Here is a 19,841-nt window from a genome sequence, read left to right as displayed (position 1 = left end):
GCCCATTGGCGGGGCCATGCCCGGCGCCTATAATTCACCGCCTGTAATTCAAGTGCATCGCGACGCCGCCAACGCGCGGACCAGCCGCAATATCCGGGAGAGAAACGCCGTGAGACAAAAAAACCTGCGCTACGCCATATTGACCGTTCTGGCGGGCCTTTCCATCGCCGCAAATCCGGTCCAGGCTCAGACATGGCCGGATAAGCCGATCACGTTCGTGGTGCCGTTCGCGGCCGGTGGCGGCACCGACGCCTTCGCGCGCCCGCTCGCAGCCCAGCTCGACACCCAGCTCGGCAAACGCGTGCTGATCGAAAACCGCGCCGGCGCCGGCGGCACGGTGGGCGCCTCGGCGGCGTCCAAGGCCGCTCCCGACGGCTACACCTTCTTCATGGGCGCGGCGCATCACGCCATTGCACCCTCGCTCTATCCCAATCTCGACTACGACATCGAGAAGGATTTTGTCGCGGTTGCGCTGATCGCGCGTCCGCCGCAGGTGATCGTGGTCAATCCCGAGAAGGTCGCCGCCAAGACGCTCGCCGAATTCATCGCGTTCAACAAGGCGAACCCGGGGCAGTTGAACTACGGCTCCGCCGGCGCCGGCACCACGCATCATCTCGCGGGCGAGTTGTTCAAGATCCTGACCAAGACCAACCTCCAGCACGTCCCCTATCGCGGGGCGGGACCTGCGATGCAGGATCTGATCGCCGGCCACGTGCCTGTCGTGTTCGACGGCATGGGCTCGTCGGCCGCGCCTATCAGGGCCGGGCAGCTCCGCGCGCTCGCGGTCGCCGCACCGAAGCGGGTGGCGGCTTTCCCCGACCTTCCCACGGCCAAGGAAGCCGGTCTGCCCGATTTTGAAGTGGCGACCTGGTACGGCTTGTTCGCGCCGAAGAACACGCCGCCGGCGATCGTCGAACGCATGATCAAGGAGCTGCGGCAGGCCATGCAGGTGGCTGCGATCAAGGAGGCCTGGGAGCGCAACGGTTCTGATGTCCCTGACGTAACGGGCCCTGCATTCGCGAAGATGGTGTCCGCCGAAGTCGTGCGCTGGCGGAAGGTCGTGAAAGAGGCCAATGTGAAGCTGGACTAGGCTGCTGCGTAGGGGGAGGCAGGACCTATGTGGAAGGAGCTTTGGCAGAAGTGGACGATTGATAAGCCCGCAGCCCTTGGTGATTGGCTGCGGGATGTTTTTGTCGTGCAGCTAGCCGCCTTTCTGGACAGGCTGACGTTGAGACAAGTTATCGCGTTCATCCCAGTCGTCATTCTTATCTTTGCCTACTACCATAGAATTCCAATTCCCCCTGAACTGATGCTTGTCGGCGACTTACTGGCCTACATCGACGTCTTCTCGGCGTTGTTCCTGATGGGTGTCTTGACCCGTGCCGCTACCGTCTTGTTCATCGTGAGGCAGGCGATAGCGCGCGCTGCCAGACTGCTGGGCAGTCTGCCGGAAAGAATGCAACGGCTGGATTTTCGACACCGGCGCGAAGGTGGCGCCAAGAATCGGAAACGGTTGACTGGCCGTGCGAAGGACGATGATGGCGAAAATTTCGCCGTTCATGGCGTCGTATTGGCCTAGGGCGCGTACTCATCAATCGAGCTTGCTTGGTGTGGACTTTGCCAATATCGGTGATGCGCCGTCAGGTCATGGGTAAGGTAGCGCTTCCACACATGCCCAATAGTTCGTTATGGTGTGTGTCAAATGGTCCCGGAAGGCTCTTTGCCCCCGCGCCAACGGGCTTGCAATCTAACGGAGTGATCACATGAAACGCCGTACGTTCCTCAAAGGCGGCGCCGTGGCCGGCGCAACGACGCTGGTTGCGGCACCCGCGATCGCGCAAGCCGCGCCCGAGATCAAGTGGCGCCTGACCTCGAGCTTTCCGAAGTCGCTCGAGACCATCTACGGCACGGCGCAGACCTTTGCCAAATACGTCGCTGACGCCACCGACAACAAATTCCAGATCCAGACGTTTGCGGCCGGCGAGATCGTACCCGGCCTGCAGGCGCTCGATGCCGTGAGCACGGCAACCGTCGAGATGGCGCAGACGCCGCTGTATTTCTACATCGGAAAGGAGCCGGCGCTCACCTATGCCACCGGCGCGCCGTTCGGCATGAACCATCGCCATCAGCATTCCTGGTGGACGTTCGGTGGCGGCGCCGACCTCTGCAACGAGGCGCTGAAGCCTTTCAAGGCGCATGCGATCCTGTGCGGCAACTCCGGCACGCAAATGGGCGGCTGGTTCCGCAAGGAGATCAAGACCGCCGATGATCTCAAAGGCCTCAAATTCCGCATCGCGGGCATGGGCGGCCATGTGCTGGCAAAGCTCGGCATCGTGCCGCAGCAGATCGCGGGCGGCGACGTCTATTCGGCGCTCGAGAAAGGCTCGATCGATGCTGCGGAGTTCGTCGGTCCTTATGATGACGAGAAGCTCGGCTTCTACAAGGTAGCAAAATACTATTATTACCCCGGCTGGTGGGAAGGCGGGGCCATGCTCCACATGATCGTCAACGACGAGAAGTGGAATGCGCTCCCCAAGCAATACCAGGCGATCCTCAGCCAGGCAGGTGCGGCGGCGGGCGCCTGGATGATCGAGAAATATGACAGCGTCAATCCAGCTGCCCTGAAGCGGCTGATCGCGGGCGGCGCCGAACTGCGCGCGTTCCCGCAACCGGTCATGGAGGCCTGCTACACCGCCACGCAGGACCATCTGAACGAAATCGCCGAGAAGAGCCCGCTCTTCAAGAAGACAAAAGAGAGCCACGACGCCTACATGAAGGAAGTGCTGTTCTACACGCAGATCGCAGAGAACTATTACGACAACTTCTTGCTCGCCAAAATGCGCAAGGGCTGAGCGCGGGGGCGACGTAAATAAAGGAGCTGGGAACGATTGTCCGTCCCGGGCGTCAATCTACGACGTTGCCGCGGAGAACCCGGATGATCGGCGAAGCTATCGATGGCCCCAGCAAGCTCGACCAGGCCAGGGAGGCCGTTCAGGCGGCTACTCAAACGGTCAAGGAAACCACTCAGTCGGTTGCCGACGCCATCGAAGCAGGCCGGCAACGAGGTGCGCCTCTTGATCGCCTGGCTCGTTGGGCTCGTGAAGCGCCCTTGCACGCCGTCACTGTCGCGTTCCTGCTGGGTGTTCTGCTCGGGCGCCGCCGCAGATAACGAGCCATTCCATCTCTTCGGTCGATCGCGCAATTTGGTTGGCAGCCTCGACGACCGTCTCTCGACCATGAAGCCCGGTGAGCGATGCGGCTAGGCGGCGATTGTTAAAATTTTACGCAAATTGATAAGTGGCGAACAACCGCTCCGGCAAAATCCGGGCGGCGTTAAACCGGGCCTTTATCGCGCGCGTGCATCCTCCTGCAAAAGGAGGCGCATAAGCGATGCCCATTTTTCAGTATTTTTACGTCACAGGATCGGCACTGTTCGTATTGTTGTTTGTTTCCGACGCTTGCCTGCGCGACAGCGAGAGCGATTCACGCTTCGATGGGTCGTTATATCAAAGCGCCATCTACGCACCCCGAGAGGTGGAAACACTGACGGAGCCGCGCTTCACGCAGGATGCGACACCGGCCGATCGCGTCAGGGAAGTGTTTGCCCAGTTCGTGCCCAATGAAGGCAAGCGCAGCAAACGCTACTCTTCGGCGGCGACGCGCGGAACCTAGAATCTTCCGCACGCGTAACGCAGTGCGCGCGATCCAATCACGCGCAGTGCCGCAACAGCTATCGTCAGGCCACGACCTCGATCGCCTTGCCGTTGACGCGCGTCTCGTCCTGCAAATTATCGACCGTGACATGGGTGTCGTACCAGGTCAGGCGAGGCCGCACCCCGAAGCGCTTTGTCAATTCCGCCACGCGTTCCTCCGTAAACCAGGCTTCCGCCGATTGGCGGCTGTCCCAGAGGTAGACGCCGCCGGTACCGGTTTCGCCATTCAGGTAGTCCTTGCGGATCAATCCTTTGGTGGCGAGGCCGCGGTAGGTCGGCGCGCTCGACGTGCCGCCGGTGATTGCCTGTTCCTCTGATCGCTTCGGCAGATCGAACTGAACGACAACGATGCAATTGGCCATGGCGGTTTCCTCAGGTGGGGTTGAGCGGCTGGGGTAGCGGTAGGCGCAGTCCGCGCGCTTGCAGTTTAACCTAGTTGCCGAGCTTGATGCCGGCGTCCCTGATCACTTTTGCCCATTCGGGCGTCTCCTTCTTGATGACGGCTGCAAACTCTGCCGGCGTATTGCCGACGATCTCGAGCCCGAGTTCGTCGAACTTCTTGCGTACCTCCGGCAGCGCCAGCGCCTTGACGGTTTCGCCGTGCAATTTGTCGATAACATCCTGTGGCGTGCCTGATGGCGCGAGCAGGCCGAACCACGGCACCGCCTCGAAACCGGGAAATCCGGATTCCGCCATCGTCGGCAGGTCGGGCGCCAGGGCCGAGCGCCTGACCGAGGTGATGGCCAGTGCGCGCAATTTGCCTTCCTTGGCCAGCGGCACCACGTTCACGATGTTGGCAAACGACATCGCGATGCGGTTGGCGAGCAGGTCGGGCATCAACGCCGTGGTGCCGCGATAGGGCACCGATGCGATGTCGACATGCGCCATGTATTTGAACAGTTCGGCGCCGAGATGCTGCGACGTGCCGACGCCGGCATGGCCGTAGGAGAGTTTGCCGGGCTGCGCCTTGGCGAGTGTCACCAGTTCCGCCACGGTCTTGACCGGCACCTCGGGCGGAACGGCGAGCACGTTCGCGGCGATGAACACCTGCGAGATCGGCGCAAAATCCTTGATCGGATCGAACGGCAGTTTGTCATAGAGGCTCGGATTGATGACGAGCGCCGAGTTGCCGCCCATCAGTAGTGTGGTGCCGTCGGCGGCCGACTTGGCGACGCGTTCGGTGGCGATGTTGCTGCCGGCGCCTTGCAGGTTTTCGACCACGAACGGCGTGCCCCAGACCTCGGCAAACCGTTCGGCAAGAATGCGCGCCGCAAGGTCCGGCGCGGTGCCGGGCGTGAAGCCGACCAGGATCTTCACCGGCTTGTTCGGATAGGTGGACTGCGCCGATGCCGTCTGCGCGGTGAGCAGCACCAGCAACGCGGCGAACAGGTTCGCAACGAACTTCATCGTTTCCTCGCTTGTCCTGCCTGCCGGTTTGCGCGGTCATTGCCGCAGGACGTGGAACAAGTGTGACAGCAGCGGGCGTCGCCCGCAAGGCGCCGGCCGGAGCCGCATGCCCGCGCCCCGGCTGATCCGCAGCAAGTAGCCCGCATGAGCGCATGCGATATGCGGGATTAGAGAAGCCCCGGATGTCGCGTTGCTCATCCAGGCTACATACCAATTGTGCCCGACGGGCAAATCACTTCGGATTTATGGAAATCGTGTCAAGCCCTAAAATAAAAAATATTTCTGTTTACCAGAAGGCAAATCAGGGATATGTGTTGGGCCATCCCGTCCTACTCAGAAGGGCGTCGGCCGTCGTCACGGACGTTGGGCGGGTTGCGGTGGACGCTTGTTTACGCTGAGACGACGGCGTGGATGGGCGTACGGCAAAACCGTGTGGTCCTGGCGCCCGTTGCTGGCGTCAAGCCGTCGGCTAAGCGTGAGCTGAACCGGCGGTGACGGAGTCAACCAAGAACTCGTCTCCGGGGAGAGCACGGCATAAGCCGTAAAGCCATTGCGCAGGGAAGGCCGGGTGTTCTCCGCTGCCCTGTATGCTCGTGTGCATTTTGTTTTGTGCAAACCGCACACGGGACCGCGGGTGCAGCGCGCACCCGGTCTTCCCTGCGCCCTCTCATTGGAGGGCAAGGAAATTTCTGGCAAAGCTCGGGCGCAGTGCGGTCGCGAGATCGCGAAGCTGTATCCACGTCGTCCCGGCGAAGGCCGGGACCCATAGCCACCGAAGTCAGCGATTGAAAGAAAGTCGTCGAACATCGTTTTTCAAAACAAGCGCCGCGGCGTATGGGCCTTCGCCGGGACGACGAACCAGTTAGCGATCCGATGTGCGCATGCGGGTGAACTCCGTAAATCCACGTGGTGGCGCCGTCGTTTCCCTGTCGCATCGCGCTGCTATCCGCTTTTGCAGGGGCGCGTCATCGATTCGCGTGGGGCTATCAGTCGCGTCGGTTGTCATCGCCCTGTCACAGGGATCTGTTAGGTGCACGGCATGGGTAGTGACTCCTCGAGTGAAGAGAGCCCGGAGCGGCGCTTTCGCACTTTGTTTATCTCCGACGTCCATCTCGGAGCCCGCGGCTCGCAAGCCGACCGGTTGCTGGACTTCCTCAAAAGCCACGACGCCGACACCATCTATCTCGTCGGCGATATCGTCGACGGCTGGGCGCTGAAGTCCAACTGGTACTGGCCGCAATCGCATAACGACTTCGTGCAGAAAATGCTGCGCAAGGCGCGCAAGGGCGCCAAGGTCGTCTACGTGCCGGGCAATCACGACGAATTCCTGCGCAACTATTACGGCACCCATTTCGGCGGCATCGACGTGGTGGAAAACACCATTCACGAGGGCGTCGACGGCAAGCGCTATCTCGTCATCCACGGCGACATCTTCGATCTGGTGGTGCAGAACGCGCGCTGGCTCGCCCATCTCGGCGACAAGGCCTATGATTTCGCCATTCAGATGAATCGCCTGGTCAACTTCTTCCGGCGCATGTTCGGCGTTCCCTATTGGTCGCTGTCGCAATGGGCGAAGCTGAAGGTCAAGAACGCGGTGAATTATATCGGCGCATTCGAAAAGACCCTGGCCGGCGAAGCGCGGCGTCACGGCGCCGATGGCGTGATCTGCGGCCATATCCACTACGCCACGATCCGCGACGAGCACGGCATCCGTTACATGAACTGCGGCGACTGGGTCGAAAGCTGCACCGCACTGGTCGAGCACGAGGACGGCCGGTTCGAGATCATCACCTGGGCCGATCCGCAGCGCCGGCTGGCGCCGGTCCCCCGCGTCGCGGCGCGCGCGGCATGACGCATATCCTGGTCGCGACCGATGCGTGGCATCCCCAGGTCAACGGGGTGGTACGGACGCTGACCATGATGGCGGAAGCCGCCAAAGGCTTCGGCGTCGATGTCAGCTTCCTGACGCCGCAATCGTTTCGCACCTTTGCGATGCCGAGCTATCCGGATTTGCAGCTCGCGCTGCCTTACCCGGCGAAGATCGCGGCGCTGATCGAAGCGGCCAAGCCCGACAGCATTCACATCGCGACCGAAGGCCCGATCGGCCTTCTGGTTCGCCGCTATTGCCGCAAGCACGGACTGCCGTTCACCACCAGCTTCCACACGCGCTTTCCGGAATATGTCTCGGCGCGCTCGCCGATCCCGGAAAAATGGGTCTGGCGCGCGCTGCGCTGGTTTCACCGGCCGAGCCAGGCGGTGATGGCGGCGACGCCGGCGCTTGCAGCTGAATTGCGCCAGCGCGGATTTCGCAATGTGGTGCTGTGGTCGCGCGGCGTCGACACCTCGCTGTTTCATCCGCGCACCGCCGACCTCTGTCTGCCGCAGCCGGTGTTCCTCAGTGTCGGCCGCGTCGCGGTCGAAAAGAATCTCGAGGCGTTCCTCGATCTCGATCTCCCCGGCACCAAGCTTGTTGTCGGCGATGGCCCGGCCCGTGTGGCGCTGGAGCGGAAATATCCGGATGCGGTATTCCTGGGCGCCCGGCACGGCGAGGAACTGGCGGAGATTTATGCGGCCGCCGACATCTTCGTGTTCCCAAGCAGAACCGACACCTTCGGTCTGGTTCTGCTGGAGGCGCTCGCCAGCGGGCTGCCGGTTGCCGCTTTTCCGGTCACCGGTCCCCTCGACGTGATCGGGGCGGCGCCGGTCGGCGTGCTCTCCGACGATTTGCGCGCTGCCTGCCTCGACGCGCTGCAGATATCGCCGCAGGCCTGTGTGGAATTTGCCGCCGCCCACACCTGGCAGGCCTCGGCGCGGGTTTTTGTCGACCATGCGCTCAATGTCCGGGCCCCAGGCTCCGAAGGCGAGGTGGTCGAGTTTGTGGAAGACCCGCATTTCGCCGCCTGACTTCACCGGATTGCGTCTTGCCGGCCTGTCCACGGACGCGATACAAAGTCGTCATGACGGATCAAGCCTCGATGGCACCGATTGGTGCCGCAGATATCGATGCGGCGGCGCGGGTGGTTGCGCCCTTTGCGGTGCGAACGCCGCTGTTGTCGTTCCCGGTTCTCAACGAACGCGTCGGAACCAAGGTCTTTCTCAAGCCGGAAATGCTGCAGCGGACCGGTTCTTTCAAGTTCCGCGGCGCCTTCAACAAGCTCGCCTCGATCCCGCAGGCCGAACGCGGCGGCGGTGTGGTCGCGTTCTCGTCCGGCAACCACGCCCAGGGCGTGGCGGCGGCGGCGCAGATCCTCAACATGCAGGCAACCATCGTGATGCCCAAGGACTCGCCGCTGACCAAGCGCGAGCGCACCAAGGGCTATGGCGCCGAAGTCGTGCTCTATGACCGCGACAAGGAAGATCGCGAGGCGATCTCTCAAGATATCGCGCGCAAGCGCGGCGCCACGCTGGTGCGCCCCTATGACGATCCTTTCGTGATCGCCGGGCAGGGCACTGCGGGCCGCGAGATATCAGAGGATATGGCCGCGCTCGGCCTGACGCCCGACATCGTGGTGGCGCCGGCTTCCGGCGGCGGACTGATTGCGGGCGTTGCGACGGCCATCAAGGCGCGCTTTCCGCAATCGACGCTGATCGTCGCCGAACCCGAGGGTTATGACGATCACGGTCTCTCGCTGCGCGCCGGCCATCGCGAAGCCCATCATGCGGCCGATCGCACCATCTGCGACGCCCTGATGGCCGCGATCCCCGGCGTGATGACGTTCTCGATCAACAGCAAGCTGCTGGCCCAGGGCGTGGTCGCCTCCGACGCGGAAGTCGGGGCGGCGGTGGCCTATGCCTACCGGGAACTGAAGCTGGTGGTCGAACCCGGCGGCGCCGTCGGCCTCGCCGCGTTGCTGGCCGGCCGGATCGATGTGCGCGGCAAGAACGTCGTCATCGTTCTCTCCGGCGGCAATGTTGACGCCGACCTGTTCGCCAAGCTGGTCGCCTGAATCGGTGCGACCGGACGCCGCAGGTCGCGACGGCTGAGCCCGACCCGATAGCGAGAACTGCCAAATCCCGTGATTCCCGAACGGCTTGCGCCTTAATCCACCTGGTGGCCGGCCGGAGTCCAACCCATTGCTGTGGTAGTGTTGCACCGCAGGTACATGCGAGTTCCCCAATTGTTAGGTACGTTGTTCCCGCTAAGGAACAGCTGAACGAACGTTGTGGAGCTTGGAATGAATATCCGGAAGTGCGGTCTGTGGGTCTCGGCGACGGCGCTCGGCGCGATGATCCCGTTTGCAACCGCCCTGGCGGCCGACATGCCGGTGAAGGCCGCGCCGATCGTGGCTGCGGCTTATGACTGGTCCGGCGTCTATCTCGGTGTGCACGCCGGTTACGGCGGCGGCATGAAGGATTGGGATGCGCGCAACGCCGATTTCGTCGCCCGCGGTTTCCTCGCCGGCGGTCAGGTCGGCATCAACAAGCAGATTTCCAGCTTCGTGTTCGGCCTCGAACTCGACGGTTCATGGGCCGATATCAGTGGCTCGCAGTTTGTCAGCGTCGGCAGCGCGGCGCTCGGCATCACCAGTTCCCAAACCGCCAGATCGAAGATCGACGGTCTCGTGACCATTGCAGGCCGAGCCGGCCTTGCGGCCGATCGTTGGTTCGTTTTTGCCAAGGGTGGCATCACCGTGGCGCACGAGCGTCATTCGATGGATGCTTCCGCGACCGGATTTGGCCAGGCCGGAACGGCTACCGCCAGCGGCAACGAGATTCGCTATGCGCCGATGGTCGGCTTCGGCGCCGAGTACGCGCTGGGCGGCAACTGGTCGGTCAAGGGCGAGTACAACTACATCCATCTGGACACCACGACGACCACGTTGAGGGGCACCGCGACGCAGGCCGGGCTCACTGCTCCGTTCAGGGCCGATGCGCAGATCGAAGAAGCGATCCATGTCGTCAAGGTCGGCGTCAATTATCGCTTCGGCGGCGTTGCAAAGGACCCGTCCTATGCGCCGGTGCCCGCCGCGCCGGGCACCAACTGGTCGGGCGCCTATATCGGTGCGCAGGCGGGCTATGGTTTTGGCCGCAAGCAATGGCCGGACCTCGGACAGGCCGTCGCTGTGACCAACCTGCCGCAGTATGACATGTCGGGGTGGCTGGCCGGCGGCACCGTCGGCGTCAATGCGCAAGCCGGGCGCTTCGTGTTCGGTGTCGAAGGCGAGATCCTCGGCACAGATATCAAGGGAAGCCAGGCGATTGCGCTTGCCAATATTGGTGTCACTCAGACCCTCAACTATGACAGCAAGATCGACTGGCTCGCGCTCGCAACCGCCCGTGCCGGCTTCGTCGTTGGCGATCGTCTGATGTTCTACGGCAAGGGCGGCCTTGCGATTGCGCAGGAGACGCACAATTTCAGTTTCAACACGGTTGCCGTCCCTGGTCCGGGCAGTCTGGCGGCTAATGTATCCGCAAAGGCCGTGCATACCGGCGTTGTGGTGGGCGCCGGTGGTGAATATGCGCTCGGCAACAACTGGTCGGTCAAGGCGGAATACGACTACATCAAGATGTTCGCGCAGCAGGTCACGGCCACGGGCACCGCGAATTTTAACATCCCAGGCGTGCTTGTCGGTACCGGCGGCGCGGCCTTCCAGGGCAGCAAGCTGACCCAGGATCTGCACCTCGTCAAAATCGGCGTGAACTATCACTTCAGCCCGCTGCCGACCGTGGTCACCGCGCGTTACTGATCGGTGCTCTGAACTGTTCAGCGAAAAGGCCCCGGCATCGACCGGGGCCTTGTTGTATCATCGTGCGATCAGCGCCTGAACCCGCCGCCGCCAAACGAGCGGCCACCGCCAAACGAACCGCCACCGCTGAATGAGCGGCCACCACCGAACGAATGCCGCGAGTGAGCAAACGAGCTACGCGAATGGTTCGCGGCGAAGCGGTGGCTGGAATGGCTGTGGCTGTGGCCGTGCATGCCGCCGCCCATCCTGCGCGGTCCGCGGTCGTGGAATCGGCTCTTGCCATGCATGTGATTGGCGTGGGCGTGGGCGTTCATCCCTGAGGAAGTGTTCGTGAACCTGCCCGTCCTGTGGCCGTTCATGGAGGCGGACGCATTCATTCCCTTCGGCGATGAGGCCAGGCTCGGTGCCCGATGGCCGTGCGAAAAGCCATGTCCATGGTGGCCCGAATGCTTCGACAGGCGGTTGAAGTGCATCAGCGGAACGTTTCTCGGCTGTGCTTGCAGCCTCAATGCCGTGCGCGCATACGGACTATCGGGGAAGCGGTCGCGGAACGACCTGTAGCCGCCAGACGTGTTCGTGAGCACCGCCTTGTGCCATGCATATGACTGCCGCCAGTTGCCGAGCAGCACGCGGACGCGATCGGACAGCGGGTCGGACGGATACAGCTGAATGAATTCCTCATAATGTTCGGGCGAACCTTCCGACAGCACGTAATCATAGGCCTGACGCACCGAACGCGAAGGCAGGTTCGATGCCATCTGGACCACCGGGCCGCGATCAGGCGCGCGGGTTGCCGCAACCGCCGTGTCGCCGAAGAAATAGAAGTCGTTGGTCAGCGACGAGCTTTCCCACGGCGTCTGCCGGCCGCCGGTGGCGTTGTTCACTTCGAGACGAACGCGCTTGAACAATTGCTCGATCGGCAGATTGGGCTGGCGCGCGATGTTCAGGAACGCCGACGTATAGGGGCTGTGATTGCCATCGCCATCATGGGCTACCATGCCCGGCGCCGTCGAATATCCGACGATCGAACCGGCCGGCGCATCGACCATCGCAAGGCCGCGCCCGGAATCGTCGACGTCGGGAAAGGGATTGTTGCGGCAGGCGTCGAGCACGACGATCCGCATCCGGCTCGAGATGGTTTCCAGCGTTCCCATCAGATCGACCAGACGCAGCGAATTGCTGTCGAGATCCGACAGCTTGGAAATTCTCGCGTCGATCGGCAGCAGGTAATTTTCGCCCTCAAGCTGCACGCCGTGCCCGGCATAATAGATCATGGCGACGGCATTGGGTCCGCGATTGGAAACCCGGTCAACAAAATCCTCCACCGCCTTGATCATGTCGCTGCGCGTCAGATCGGTCGCCGCGGTGACTTCAAAGCCCGCCGTGTTGAGGAGCTGCGCTACCGATCGCGCATCGTTGCTCGGATTGGCGAGCCGCGGCGCGGTCTGGTAGTTCGCGTTGCCGATCACGAGGGCGACCCGCTGCTCGGCCGGCAACGATCGAACGCCGTCGCTGATGTCAGCGTTCACCGCCTCGGCGAAAGCGGTGCTGGTGTGCGCCAAGCTCAGCAGGCTGCCCAGCAGACCGGCGCAAAGCGCCAATGATTTGAACCCTGGCATGGGTGTCCTCCATCCAATCTCAAGGCGAGATGTCCGGCGGACAGGCTAGATTGAGGTGGGGGTGCTGTACGTGACCTTGGTCACTTAGTTCCGTTACGCAACGTGAACCCGATTTCAGGGGAAGCTGCGAACAACCTCGATCGTACCGACGATCGCGGCGTTGAAGTCGTTCAGATCCTCGGCCGGGATCCAGTACTCCAGGTGAGATTGTCCGCCTGCGTCTCTTACGTCGTAACGATCGATGAAGCTCCGCTTCACCTTAAAGCGGGTTACGAATCCGGAACCGCCCGCTGGAACATTCCAGTCGCGCGCAATTTTGACCGCGTATTCCTCAGTGAGGACAGGATAGAAAATTGGCTGTTCGGGTAGCCGTGGAGGGAAGGCTCGCATGCCGGTCTGCCGGACCAGTTCGAGCTCTCGCGGGCCGACTGGTCGCCAAAGGGTCAGTGTCTCATCGTTGCCGGACATGTGACCTACGAAAAGAACGCGATCTTCTCGGCCTGGCTCATGCGCCGGATCGGGGCCAGCGGATCATTGGCCGCGACAGGTCTGCGTACGATGCCGCTGGCGATGATCGACGAGCCGAGCGAGACTTCCAGCGCCGGTTCCGGCATGGCTGCGGCAACGGGCTGAGGCGGTGGTTGAACCGGCGGCGCGACCGGTGCGGACATCATTGGCTCGGGCAATGCAGCGACGATTTCGGGCGGGGCCGGAAGCGGCTCAACAATCTGAGCCTCCTCAGCAATCGGCTCCGCAAGCCGGGTTTCCTCGATCACAGCCGCTGCGATGTGGGCTAGCTCGATCTCCGGTTCGGCGAACTCGTCGTCGTCGAACGGATCGGGCGCGCCCATCTCCATCGCGATCATGTCGAGGACCGCCTCGTCATGGGCGTCGGCAGCCTCGGCGGTGAGTTCAATCCCAGCCGTCTCGGCTGTTTCCCCTTCCTCCAGCGCGGCCTCGGCCTGGGAGACAACGGCTTCAGCGACCACAGCTTCAGCGACCATAACTTCAGCGACGACGGCTTCGGCGGCCGGAGCTACGGCGAGGGTCGAAACGGAACTGGTTGCAGCCTGGGCTTCCGATGCGGGCGCTTCCTCGATGATCTCGGCGACAGGCGGGGACTCATCCTGCGCTACCGGGGCGGGTGCGGCGACATACGCTTCGGCAATTGGTGTCTCAGCAGTCGGCGCCTCGGCAACCGGGGTGGGCGTCTCTTCATCGCTGAATTCTGCGATCCGTCCGGCAAGCGAGGCGAACGCGGTCTCCAGCGCCGCCTTGGCCTCGTCGGAGGAGATTTGCTCGGCGCCCTTCTCGATGACCTGAACCTGCGAATCGATCAGGTCGCAGATTCGGCTATCATTGCCGATTTCGCGCAACCGCCAGGCGATCTCCCGAATCACCCGCGCGCCCTTGCGCACCGGCGCCAGCTTCTCGTCCAGCGCCAGTCCGTCGATCGCCCCCATCGCCGAGCTCTGCGCCGCCTCCAGCGCCCCGCGAATCGCAATCAAGGCCTCAATTAATTTGGCCTCGGCGAGGCTATTGTCCGCGACGGCGTCCGCCGCCGCTCGCTGTGCGTTGGCAGCTTCGCGCTGTGCGTTCGCAGCCTCCCGCTGGATCGCGAGGCTCTCTTCCTTCTGCGCGGCAAGGCTTTGCTCGATCCGCGCCACCGCATCGAGCACCATGCTGGTGTCGGCGTTGCGGTTGCGTTTGGCATATTCGCCGAGAAACCAGCGGCCGCGCGAAGTCTCCATGAAGGCTTCGCTGATCGCAGCATAGTCTTCCTCGCCCGGCAGCGCGGCGCGTGCTGAGATCGGCGAAAGGGCGAATGCTTCGTCGGCCATGCTAAACTCTTCGCGCAAATCACCGCGCGTTGCGATAACGAAACAACACGATATCGGGCGAATCGCAATTGAATTGATGCCAAGCGAATCACAAATCCCCATCGCATCTCAAGGCGCATCGAAGCGATTCGCGGCGCGGCTGGCGCTGTTCTACGGCGCGACGTTCGGGACGATGGGCACCCATCTGCCGTTTTTCACGCTGTGGCTGAAGTCGGTCGGCATCGATGCTTCCTGGATCGGAATCATTTCCGCGGTTCCTGCGGTGACGCGATTTACCGTGTTGCCATTCGTGACCGGCGCCGCGGGGCGGCGCTATTCGCTGCGCGCGGTCCTGATCGTCACCGCGACCGCCACCGCGCTCGGCTTTGCGGTGATCGGCACGCAATATCTGCCGCTTGCGGTGTTGCTCGCTTATGCCGTGACCTGCTGCCTGTGGACGCCGATGGTGCCGCTGACGGACGCCTACGCGCTGGGTGGGGTGGCGCGCTATGGCCTGAATTACGGACCGCTGAGGCTGTGGGGCTCGGCGGCCTTCGTGGTGGGCGCGTTGATCTGCGGTCTGCTGGTCGACTTCATTGCGGCTAGCCAGCTGATCTGGGTCATTGCGGCGATGGCGGCGCTCGGCGCGGTCGCGAGCCTGGGGCTGCAGCCGCTGGACCGGCCAAAACCGCCAGCGACCGCGGTGCTTGGCGCGAGCGCCTTGCTGCGAGATCCCGGTTTCCTGGCCATCATCGTCGCAGCCGCCCTTATCCAGGGCAGCCACGCCGCCTATTACGCCTTTGCTTCCATCACCTGGCAGGCGTCCGGCCTGGACGGGCTGACCATCGCCGGCCTGTGGGTGCTGGGCGTGCTCGCCGAGATCGTGGTGTTCGCGCTCTCGCCGCGTTTCACGCTGGCACCGGCGCTGCTGGTGGTGATCGGCGCGCTCAGCGCGGTGGCGCGCTGGCTGATCACCGCGCAGGAGCCCTCGGTCGTGGTGTTGTCCCTGGTGCAGCTCGCGCATGGCCTGACCTATGGACTGACGCAGGTCGGCATCATGGGTCTGCTGGTGCGTCACGTGCCCGGCCATGTGATGGCGCGCGGGCAGGGCTATCTTGCGGCCTGCGGCGGCATCGTCAGCGGCACGGCGTCGGTGGTATCGGGATTGGTCTATGCGGGATACGGGCAGCGGGTCTATTACGTGATGGCGGCGATGGCGCTGCTGGCTGCGATCGTGATGTGGCTGGCGCGGCACCGGCTAACAGCGTTTTCAAGCGAAGTGGGCACCGGTTCGCGCTAGAAAACGCGTCAAAAATAGAATCTACCGCATCAGCCCCAGAGCGCGGCTTCCGGCGGATAGACCAGACTGCCTTCGTAGCGCAGCCCGTCCTCGCGGTCGTGCGCAAGCAACAGCGGGCCGTCGAGATCGACGAAGCGCGCGTGTTGCGCCAGCAGCATTGCAGGGGCCATCGCGAGCGAGGTGGCCACCATGCAGCCTATCATGATTTCGAAGCCGAGTGCGTGCGCGGCATCCGCCATATCAAGCGCTTCCGTCAGTCCGCCTGTTTTGTCGAGCTTGATGTTGACGGCGTCATAGCGTTCGCGAAGGCCGCTCAGCGAAGCGCGGTCATGCACGCTTTCGTCGGCGCACACCACGATCGGCCGCTTGATGCGCGCCAGCGCGGCATCATTGGCCGCGGCAAGCGGTTGTTCGACCAGCGTCACGCCGAGTTCCGCGCAGGCGTGCAGGTTCCGTTCGAGATTGTCCGAGGTCCAGGCCTCGTTGGCGTCCACGATCAATTCGGATTCGGGGGCAGCCTTGCGGACGGCAGCGATCCGCCTCTCGTCGCCGTCGCCGCCGAGCTTGATCTTGAGCAGCGGGCGGCGCGCGGCCTTGGCGGTCGCTGCCGCCATCGCCTGCGGCGTTCCCAGCGAAATCGTGAAGGCGGTGGTGCAGGCTCGCGGCGCCGGCCGGCCGAGCAGGGTCCAGACCCGCTGGCCCCTGCTTTTGGCCTCGAGGTCCAACAGCGCGCAATCCAGCGCGTTACGGGCGGCGCCTGCTGGCATCGCGGCCTGCAGGGCCGTTCGGTCCAATCCCCTGGACAGCGGTTCCTGCATCGCCTGAAGGGCAGCCAGGGTCGCTTCCGCCGTTTCGCCATAGCGGGGATAGGGAACGCACTCGCCGCGCCCGGTATGGCCGCCATGGCTGACTTCGGCCACGACGGTAACCGCTTCCGTCTTGGTTCCTCGGCTGATGGTGAACGAGCCGGCGATCGGCCAGCGTTCAATGCGGGCAACAAGCTGTCGGGCAAATTCTTGGGATCGGCTGGAAGTCATTTTAAAATCTGGCAATTTCTGAACCGCGCGCTTGCTCGCCGCAACCAACTATGGCTGGTTAGGGACAGATTCTACAAGGCAATGCGGCGTGCCGGACCATACCTTTTGCATCATTAGCGGGCGGGCCAGGGGGCGGGCATCGTGAGCGCAGACCCGACACTGGAGCGGATAGCCCAGGCTAACGGGCTTGCGCTGTGCGCTGCCGGTTCGTGGACGGCCCGCTTTGCCCCGGTGCTCGAGAAAATGGTGGCCGAGGCCGAGAAGCTTCGTGGCAGCCGCCCCAACATCTTCATCGACGTCTCGCAGGTGTCGAAGCTCGATACGTTCGGCGCCTGGCTGATCGAACGGCTGCGCCGCAGCCTGACCGAAGGTGGCATCGAGGCCAAGATCGCGGGCCTGTCGGCGAATTATTCCAGTCTCGTCGACGAGGTGCGCCGGGTCAAAGCCGAGCCTGTCGTCCAGGCCCGTTCGGTGACGATCACGGGCATGCTGGAGCAGATCGGGCGCAGCGTGGCCGGCGTCGGCGGCACCCTGGTTGGATTGATCGAGATGCTCGGCGCGGTGCTGGCAGCGGCCGGCCGTGTCCTGATTCGTCCCCGCGGTTTCCGCCTGACCTCCACCGTGCATCATCTGGAGCAGGTGTGCTGGCGCGCGGTGCCGATCGTGGTGCTGATCACGTTCCTGATCGGTTGCATCATCGCGCAACAGGGCATTTTCCATTTCCGTCAGTTCGGTGCCGATATTTTCGTGGTCGACATGCTCGGCGTGCTGGTGCTGCGCGAGATCGGCGTGCTGCTGGTGGCGATCATGGTGGCAGGCCGTTCGGGCTCAGCCTACACCGCCGAACTCGGCTCGATGAAAATGCGCGAGGAGATCGACGCGCTGCGCACCATGGGTTTCGATCCGATCGAGGTCCTGATCCTGCCGCGCATGCTGGCGCTGGTAATGGCGTTGCCGATTTTGGCTTTCCTCGGCGCGATGGCCGCGCTCTATGGCGGCGGCCTCGTGGCGTATCTCTATGGCGGCGTCGAACCAGAAGCCTTCCTGCTGCGGCTGCGCGACGCCATCTCGATCAATCATTTCATCGTCGGGCTCATCAAGGCGCCGGTCATGGCCGCGGTGATCGGCATCGTGGCCTGTGTCGAGGGGCTCGCGGTGCAGGGCAGCGCCGAATCGCTCGGACAACACACCACATCGTCGGTGGTGAAGGGAATTTTCCTGGTCATCGTCATGGATGGCGTGTTCGCCATCTTCTTCGCATCGATCGGAATCTGACCATGGTGGGCGAGATTTCCGACGCCATCATCCGGGTCCGCGACATCACCGTGCAGTTCGGCAAGACGCGGATTCTCGACGGGCTCAATCTCGATGTGAAGCGCGGCGAGATCCTGGGCTTTGTCGGCCCGTCGGGCGCGGGCAAATCCGTGCTGACGCGCACCATCATCGGCCTCGTGCCCAAGGTCGCCGGCAGCATCGAAGTGTTCGGCGTCGATCTCGACAAGGCCTCTACGACCGAGCGGCGCGGTGTCGAACGGCGCTGGGGCGTGCTGTTCCAGCAAGGCGCGCTGTTCTCCTCGCTCACCGTGCGGCAGAACATCCAGTTCCCGGTGCGCGAATATCTCAAGCTGTCGCAGCGCCTGCTCGACGAGGTCATGGTGGCCAAGCTCGGCATGGTGGGGCTGAAGCCCGAAGTCGCGGACCGGTTTCCGTCCGAGCTTTCCGGCGGCATGATCAAGCGCGTGGCGCTGGCGCGCGCGCTCGCGCTCGATCCGGAACTGGTGTTCCTGGACGAGCCGACCTCGGGCCTCGACCCGATCGGCGCCGGCGATTTCGACGAACTGGTCCGCACCCTGCAGCGTACTTTGGGGCTGACCGTTTTCATGGTAACCCACGACCTCGACAGCCTTTACACGGCTTGCGACCGTATCGCCGTTTTAGGGAACGGTAAGATCATTGCAGCAGGATCAATTGCCGACATGCAGGCCTCGCAGCATCCATGGCTGCAGCAATATTTTCACGGCAAGCGCGCCCGCGCTGTGATGGGCTAGAGCGTTTTCGAGCGAAGCGGGTACCGGTTCGCGTGAAGAAAACGCGTCAAAAGGATAAAGTCGGGCGCCTGGTTCTGATCAGAACCGAACGTCTAGTACCGGAGTAATTCGAGTTATGGAAACGCGGGCGAATTACGTCCTGATCGGTGCCTTCACCCTGGCGGTGATCGCGGCGGCGTTCGGCTTTGTGCTCTGGTTCCAGAGTCTGCACACCACCAAGGCGCGCAGCCCGCTGCGGGTGATTTTCGAAGGCCCGGCGACCGGCTTGCGCAATGGCGGCAGCGTCAATTTTAACGGTATCCGGGTAGGCGAAGTTGTCCGCGTGAAGCTGGACAACCCGCGTCGCGTCGTCGCACTGGCGATGGTCGAGAACAACGCCCCGATCCGCAAAGACACCCTGGTCGGCCTCGAATTCCAGGGGCTGACCGGCGTGGCTGCGATCTCGCTCAAGGGCGGCGAGGAGGGCGCGCCTCCCGTGCCGCTGGACGAGGACGGCGTTCCGGTTTTGACCGCCGATCCGGCCGCGCTGCAGGACGTCACGGAGTCGATCCGCGCCACGTTGCAAAACGTCAACCGGATCGTCGCCGACAACCAGGAGTCAGTGAAGAACTCGCTGCGGAACCTCGAGACCTTTACCGGAGCGCTCGCGCGCAACTCCGAGAAGATCGACAACGTCATGCTCAAGGTCGACGGCGTCATGCTCAAGGCCGACAATCTCATGCTCGGCCTCAACACCATCGCGGGCGGTGCCAATGGCGGCGAGTTGAACCTGATGGTGAAGTCGATCAAGGAACTGGCTGACGATCTCGACAAGCGCACGGGCGCTCTGATTTCCGACGGCCGCCGTACGCTCGCCGATATCAGCCGTGCGGTGAACAATTTCGACCGCAATCCGAGCCGGGTGATCTTCGGCGGTGGCAACAACGCCGCGCCGGCAGAGCCCGCGGCAACACCGCCGCCGGCCAGCAGGCCCGCCGCGCCCAGACCGCCTGCCGCGGCGGCAGCACCGAGCGGACAGAAGCGACAGTAATTGGCGAGTAGCGAATAGATCGCTGCGAGAGCCGTCATTGCGAGCGCAGCGAAGCAATCCATCTAGCCGCATACCGGATAGATGGATTGCTTCGTCGCTTCGCTCCTCGCAATGACGAGCGGAGAGTGGTCACCGGAGGCGCGCTACTTCACCTTCCAGATCGGCCATCAGCTTTTCTCC

General features: G+C 63.2%; 19 protein-coding genes. 13 read left to right on the top strand and 6 right to left on the bottom strand.

Annotation, left to right across the window (positions count from 1 at the left end):
• The first annotated feature begins 109 nt into the window (after nt 1-109).
• From JQ629_RS14830 to JQ629_RS14810, 5 genes are all read left to right on the top strand, one after another.
• Nucleotides 110-1,090, top strand: coding sequence for a Bug family tripartite tricarboxylate transporter substrate binding protein (locus JQ629_RS14830; protein WP_349631268.1), 981 nt, complete (start codon nt 110-112; stop codon nt 1,088-1,090).
• A gap of 27 nt (nt 1,091-1,117) precedes the next feature.
• Nucleotides 1,118-1,579, top strand: a complete 462-nt coding sequence (locus JQ629_RS14825; protein ID WP_212413314.1) for a hypothetical protein — start codon at nt 1,118-1,120, stop codon at nt 1,577-1,579.
• 184 nt (nt 1,580-1,763) lie between these two features.
• Nucleotides 1,764-2,852 carry a TRAP transporter substrate-binding protein gene (locus tag JQ629_RS14820; RefSeq protein WP_212413313.1) on the top strand — a complete coding sequence of 363 codons (1,089 nt, stop codon included), beginning with the start codon at nt 1,764-1,766 and terminating at the stop codon, nt 2,850-2,852.
• Nucleotides 2,853-2,935: 83 nt separating this feature from the next.
• Entirely contained in the window at nt 2,936-3,169 is a 234-nt protein-coding gene (locus JQ629_RS14815; RefSeq protein WP_212413312.1) for a hypothetical protein, read from the top strand.
• A gap of 221 nt (nt 3,170-3,390) precedes the next feature.
• Nucleotides 3,391-3,672 carry a hypothetical protein gene (locus JQ629_RS14810; protein ID WP_212413311.1) on the top strand — a complete coding sequence of 94 codons (282 nt, stop codon included), beginning with the start codon at nt 3,391-3,393 and terminating at the stop codon, nt 3,670-3,672.
• Between the two features lie 64 nt (nt 3,673-3,736).
• Here the strand turns inward: JQ629_RS14810 and JQ629_RS14805 are convergent, their stop codons facing one another.
• Both JQ629_RS14805 and JQ629_RS14800 read right to left on the bottom strand, forming a co-directional pair.
• Nucleotides 3,737-4,075, bottom strand: coding sequence for a monooxygenase (locus JQ629_RS14805; RefSeq protein ID WP_212413310.1), 339 nt, complete (start codon nt 4,073-4,075; stop codon nt 3,737-3,739).
• 70 nt (nt 4,076-4,145) lie between these two features.
• The gene (locus JQ629_RS14800) at nt 4,146-5,120 is read right to left on the bottom strand and encodes a Bug family tripartite tricarboxylate transporter substrate binding protein (RefSeq protein ID WP_212413309.1); all 975 of its coding nucleotides are present in this window, start codon (nt 5,118-5,120) and stop codon (nt 4,146-4,148) included.
• Between the two features lie 1,039 nt (nt 5,121-6,159).
• Between JQ629_RS14800 and JQ629_RS14795 the strand changes: the two genes are divergently transcribed.
• The 4 genes from JQ629_RS14795 (at nt 6,160) to JQ629_RS14780 (ending at nt 10,807) form a co-directional block, all read left to right on the top strand.
• Nucleotides 6,160-6,972, top strand: coding sequence for a UDP-2,3-diacylglucosamine diphosphatase (locus JQ629_RS14795; protein ID WP_212038858.1), 813 nt, complete (start codon nt 6,160-6,162; stop codon nt 6,970-6,972).
• On the top strand, nt 6,969-8,024 hold the full coding sequence (locus JQ629_RS14790) for a glycosyltransferase family 4 protein (protein WP_212413308.1): 1,056 nt from the start codon (nt 6,969-6,971) through the stop codon (nt 8,022-8,024). The genes JQ629_RS14795 and JQ629_RS14790 overlap by 4 nt, the downstream gene beginning before the upstream one ends.
• Before the next feature lie 71 nt (nt 8,025-8,095).
• On the top strand, nt 8,096-9,067 hold the full coding sequence (locus JQ629_RS14785) for a threonine ammonia-lyase (protein WP_502752972.1): 972 nt from the start codon (nt 8,096-8,098) through the stop codon (nt 9,065-9,067).
• A gap of 228 nt (nt 9,068-9,295) precedes the next feature.
• Nucleotides 9,296-10,807: an outer membrane protein gene (locus tag JQ629_RS14780; protein ID WP_212413307.1), complete on the top strand. Its 1,512-nt coding sequence runs from the start codon at nt 9,296-9,298 to the stop codon at nt 10,805-10,807.
• A 68-nt stretch (nt 10,808-10,875) separates the two neighbouring features.
• Here JQ629_RS14780 and JQ629_RS14775 read toward each other — a convergent pair whose 3' ends face one another.
• The 3 genes from JQ629_RS14775 to JQ629_RS14765 all read right to left on the bottom strand — a co-directional run bounded on the left by JQ629_RS14775 (nt 10,876) and on the right by JQ629_RS14765 (nt 14,267).
• Nucleotides 10,876-12,426: a caspase family protein gene (locus JQ629_RS14775; RefSeq protein WP_212413306.1), complete on the bottom strand. Its 1,551-nt coding sequence runs from the start codon at nt 12,424-12,426 to the stop codon at nt 10,876-10,878.
• Between the two features lie 114 nt (nt 12,427-12,540).
• Nucleotides 12,541-12,894 carry an ADP-ribosylation/crystallin J1 gene (locus tag JQ629_RS14770; RefSeq protein WP_212413305.1) on the bottom strand — a complete coding sequence of 118 codons (354 nt, stop codon included), beginning with the start codon at nt 12,892-12,894 and terminating at the stop codon, nt 12,541-12,543.
• Between the two features lie 5 nt (nt 12,895-12,899).
• Complete coding sequence (locus JQ629_RS14765; protein ID WP_212413304.1) at nt 12,900-14,267, bottom strand: hypothetical protein; 1,368 nt, start codon at nt 14,265-14,267, stop codon at nt 12,900-12,902.
• A gap of 76 nt (nt 14,268-14,343) precedes the next feature.
• Between JQ629_RS14765 and JQ629_RS14760 the strand changes: the two genes are divergently transcribed.
• A complete protein-coding gene (locus JQ629_RS14760) occupies nt 14,344-15,546 on the top strand; it encodes an MFS transporter (protein ID WP_212413303.1) in 1,203 nt (400 codons plus the stop codon).
• A gap of 29 nt (nt 15,547-15,575) precedes the next feature.
• Here JQ629_RS14760 and dgcA read toward each other — a convergent pair whose 3' ends face one another.
• A complete protein-coding gene (gene dgcA / locus JQ629_RS14755) occupies nt 15,576-16,583 on the bottom strand; it encodes an N-acetyl-D-Glu racemase DgcA (protein WP_212413302.1) in 1,008 nt (335 codons plus the stop codon).
• 141 nt (nt 16,584-16,724) lie between these two features.
• On the opposite strand from dgcA, the gene JQ629_RS14750 reads away from it, so the two are divergent.
• From JQ629_RS14750 to JQ629_RS14740, 3 genes are all read left to right on the top strand, one after another.
• Nucleotides 16,725-17,858 carry an MlaE family ABC transporter permease gene (locus tag JQ629_RS14750; protein ID WP_212413301.1) on the top strand — a complete coding sequence of 378 codons (1,134 nt, stop codon included), beginning with the start codon at nt 16,725-16,727 and terminating at the stop codon, nt 17,856-17,858.
• 2 nt (nt 17,859-17,860) lie between these two features.
• Nucleotides 17,861-18,631, top strand: a complete 771-nt coding sequence (locus JQ629_RS14745; protein WP_192737743.1) for an ABC transporter ATP-binding protein — start codon at nt 17,861-17,863, stop codon at nt 18,629-18,631.
• Between the two features lie 115 nt (nt 18,632-18,746).
• Nucleotides 18,747-19,661: an MlaD family protein gene (locus JQ629_RS14740; RefSeq protein WP_212413300.1), complete on the top strand. Its 915-nt coding sequence runs from the start codon at nt 18,747-18,749 to the stop codon at nt 19,659-19,661.
• Nucleotides 19,662-19,841 lie beyond the last annotated feature (180 nt).

Source organism: Bradyrhizobium sp. AUGA SZCCT0222 (assembly GCF_018130205.1).
Taxonomy (GTDB): domain Bacteria; phylum Pseudomonadota; class Alphaproteobacteria; order Rhizobiales; family Xanthobacteraceae; genus Bradyrhizobium.
The sequence above is the reverse complement of the archived record's forward strand: the minus strand, read 5'-3'. Positions and strand labels throughout refer to the sequence as shown.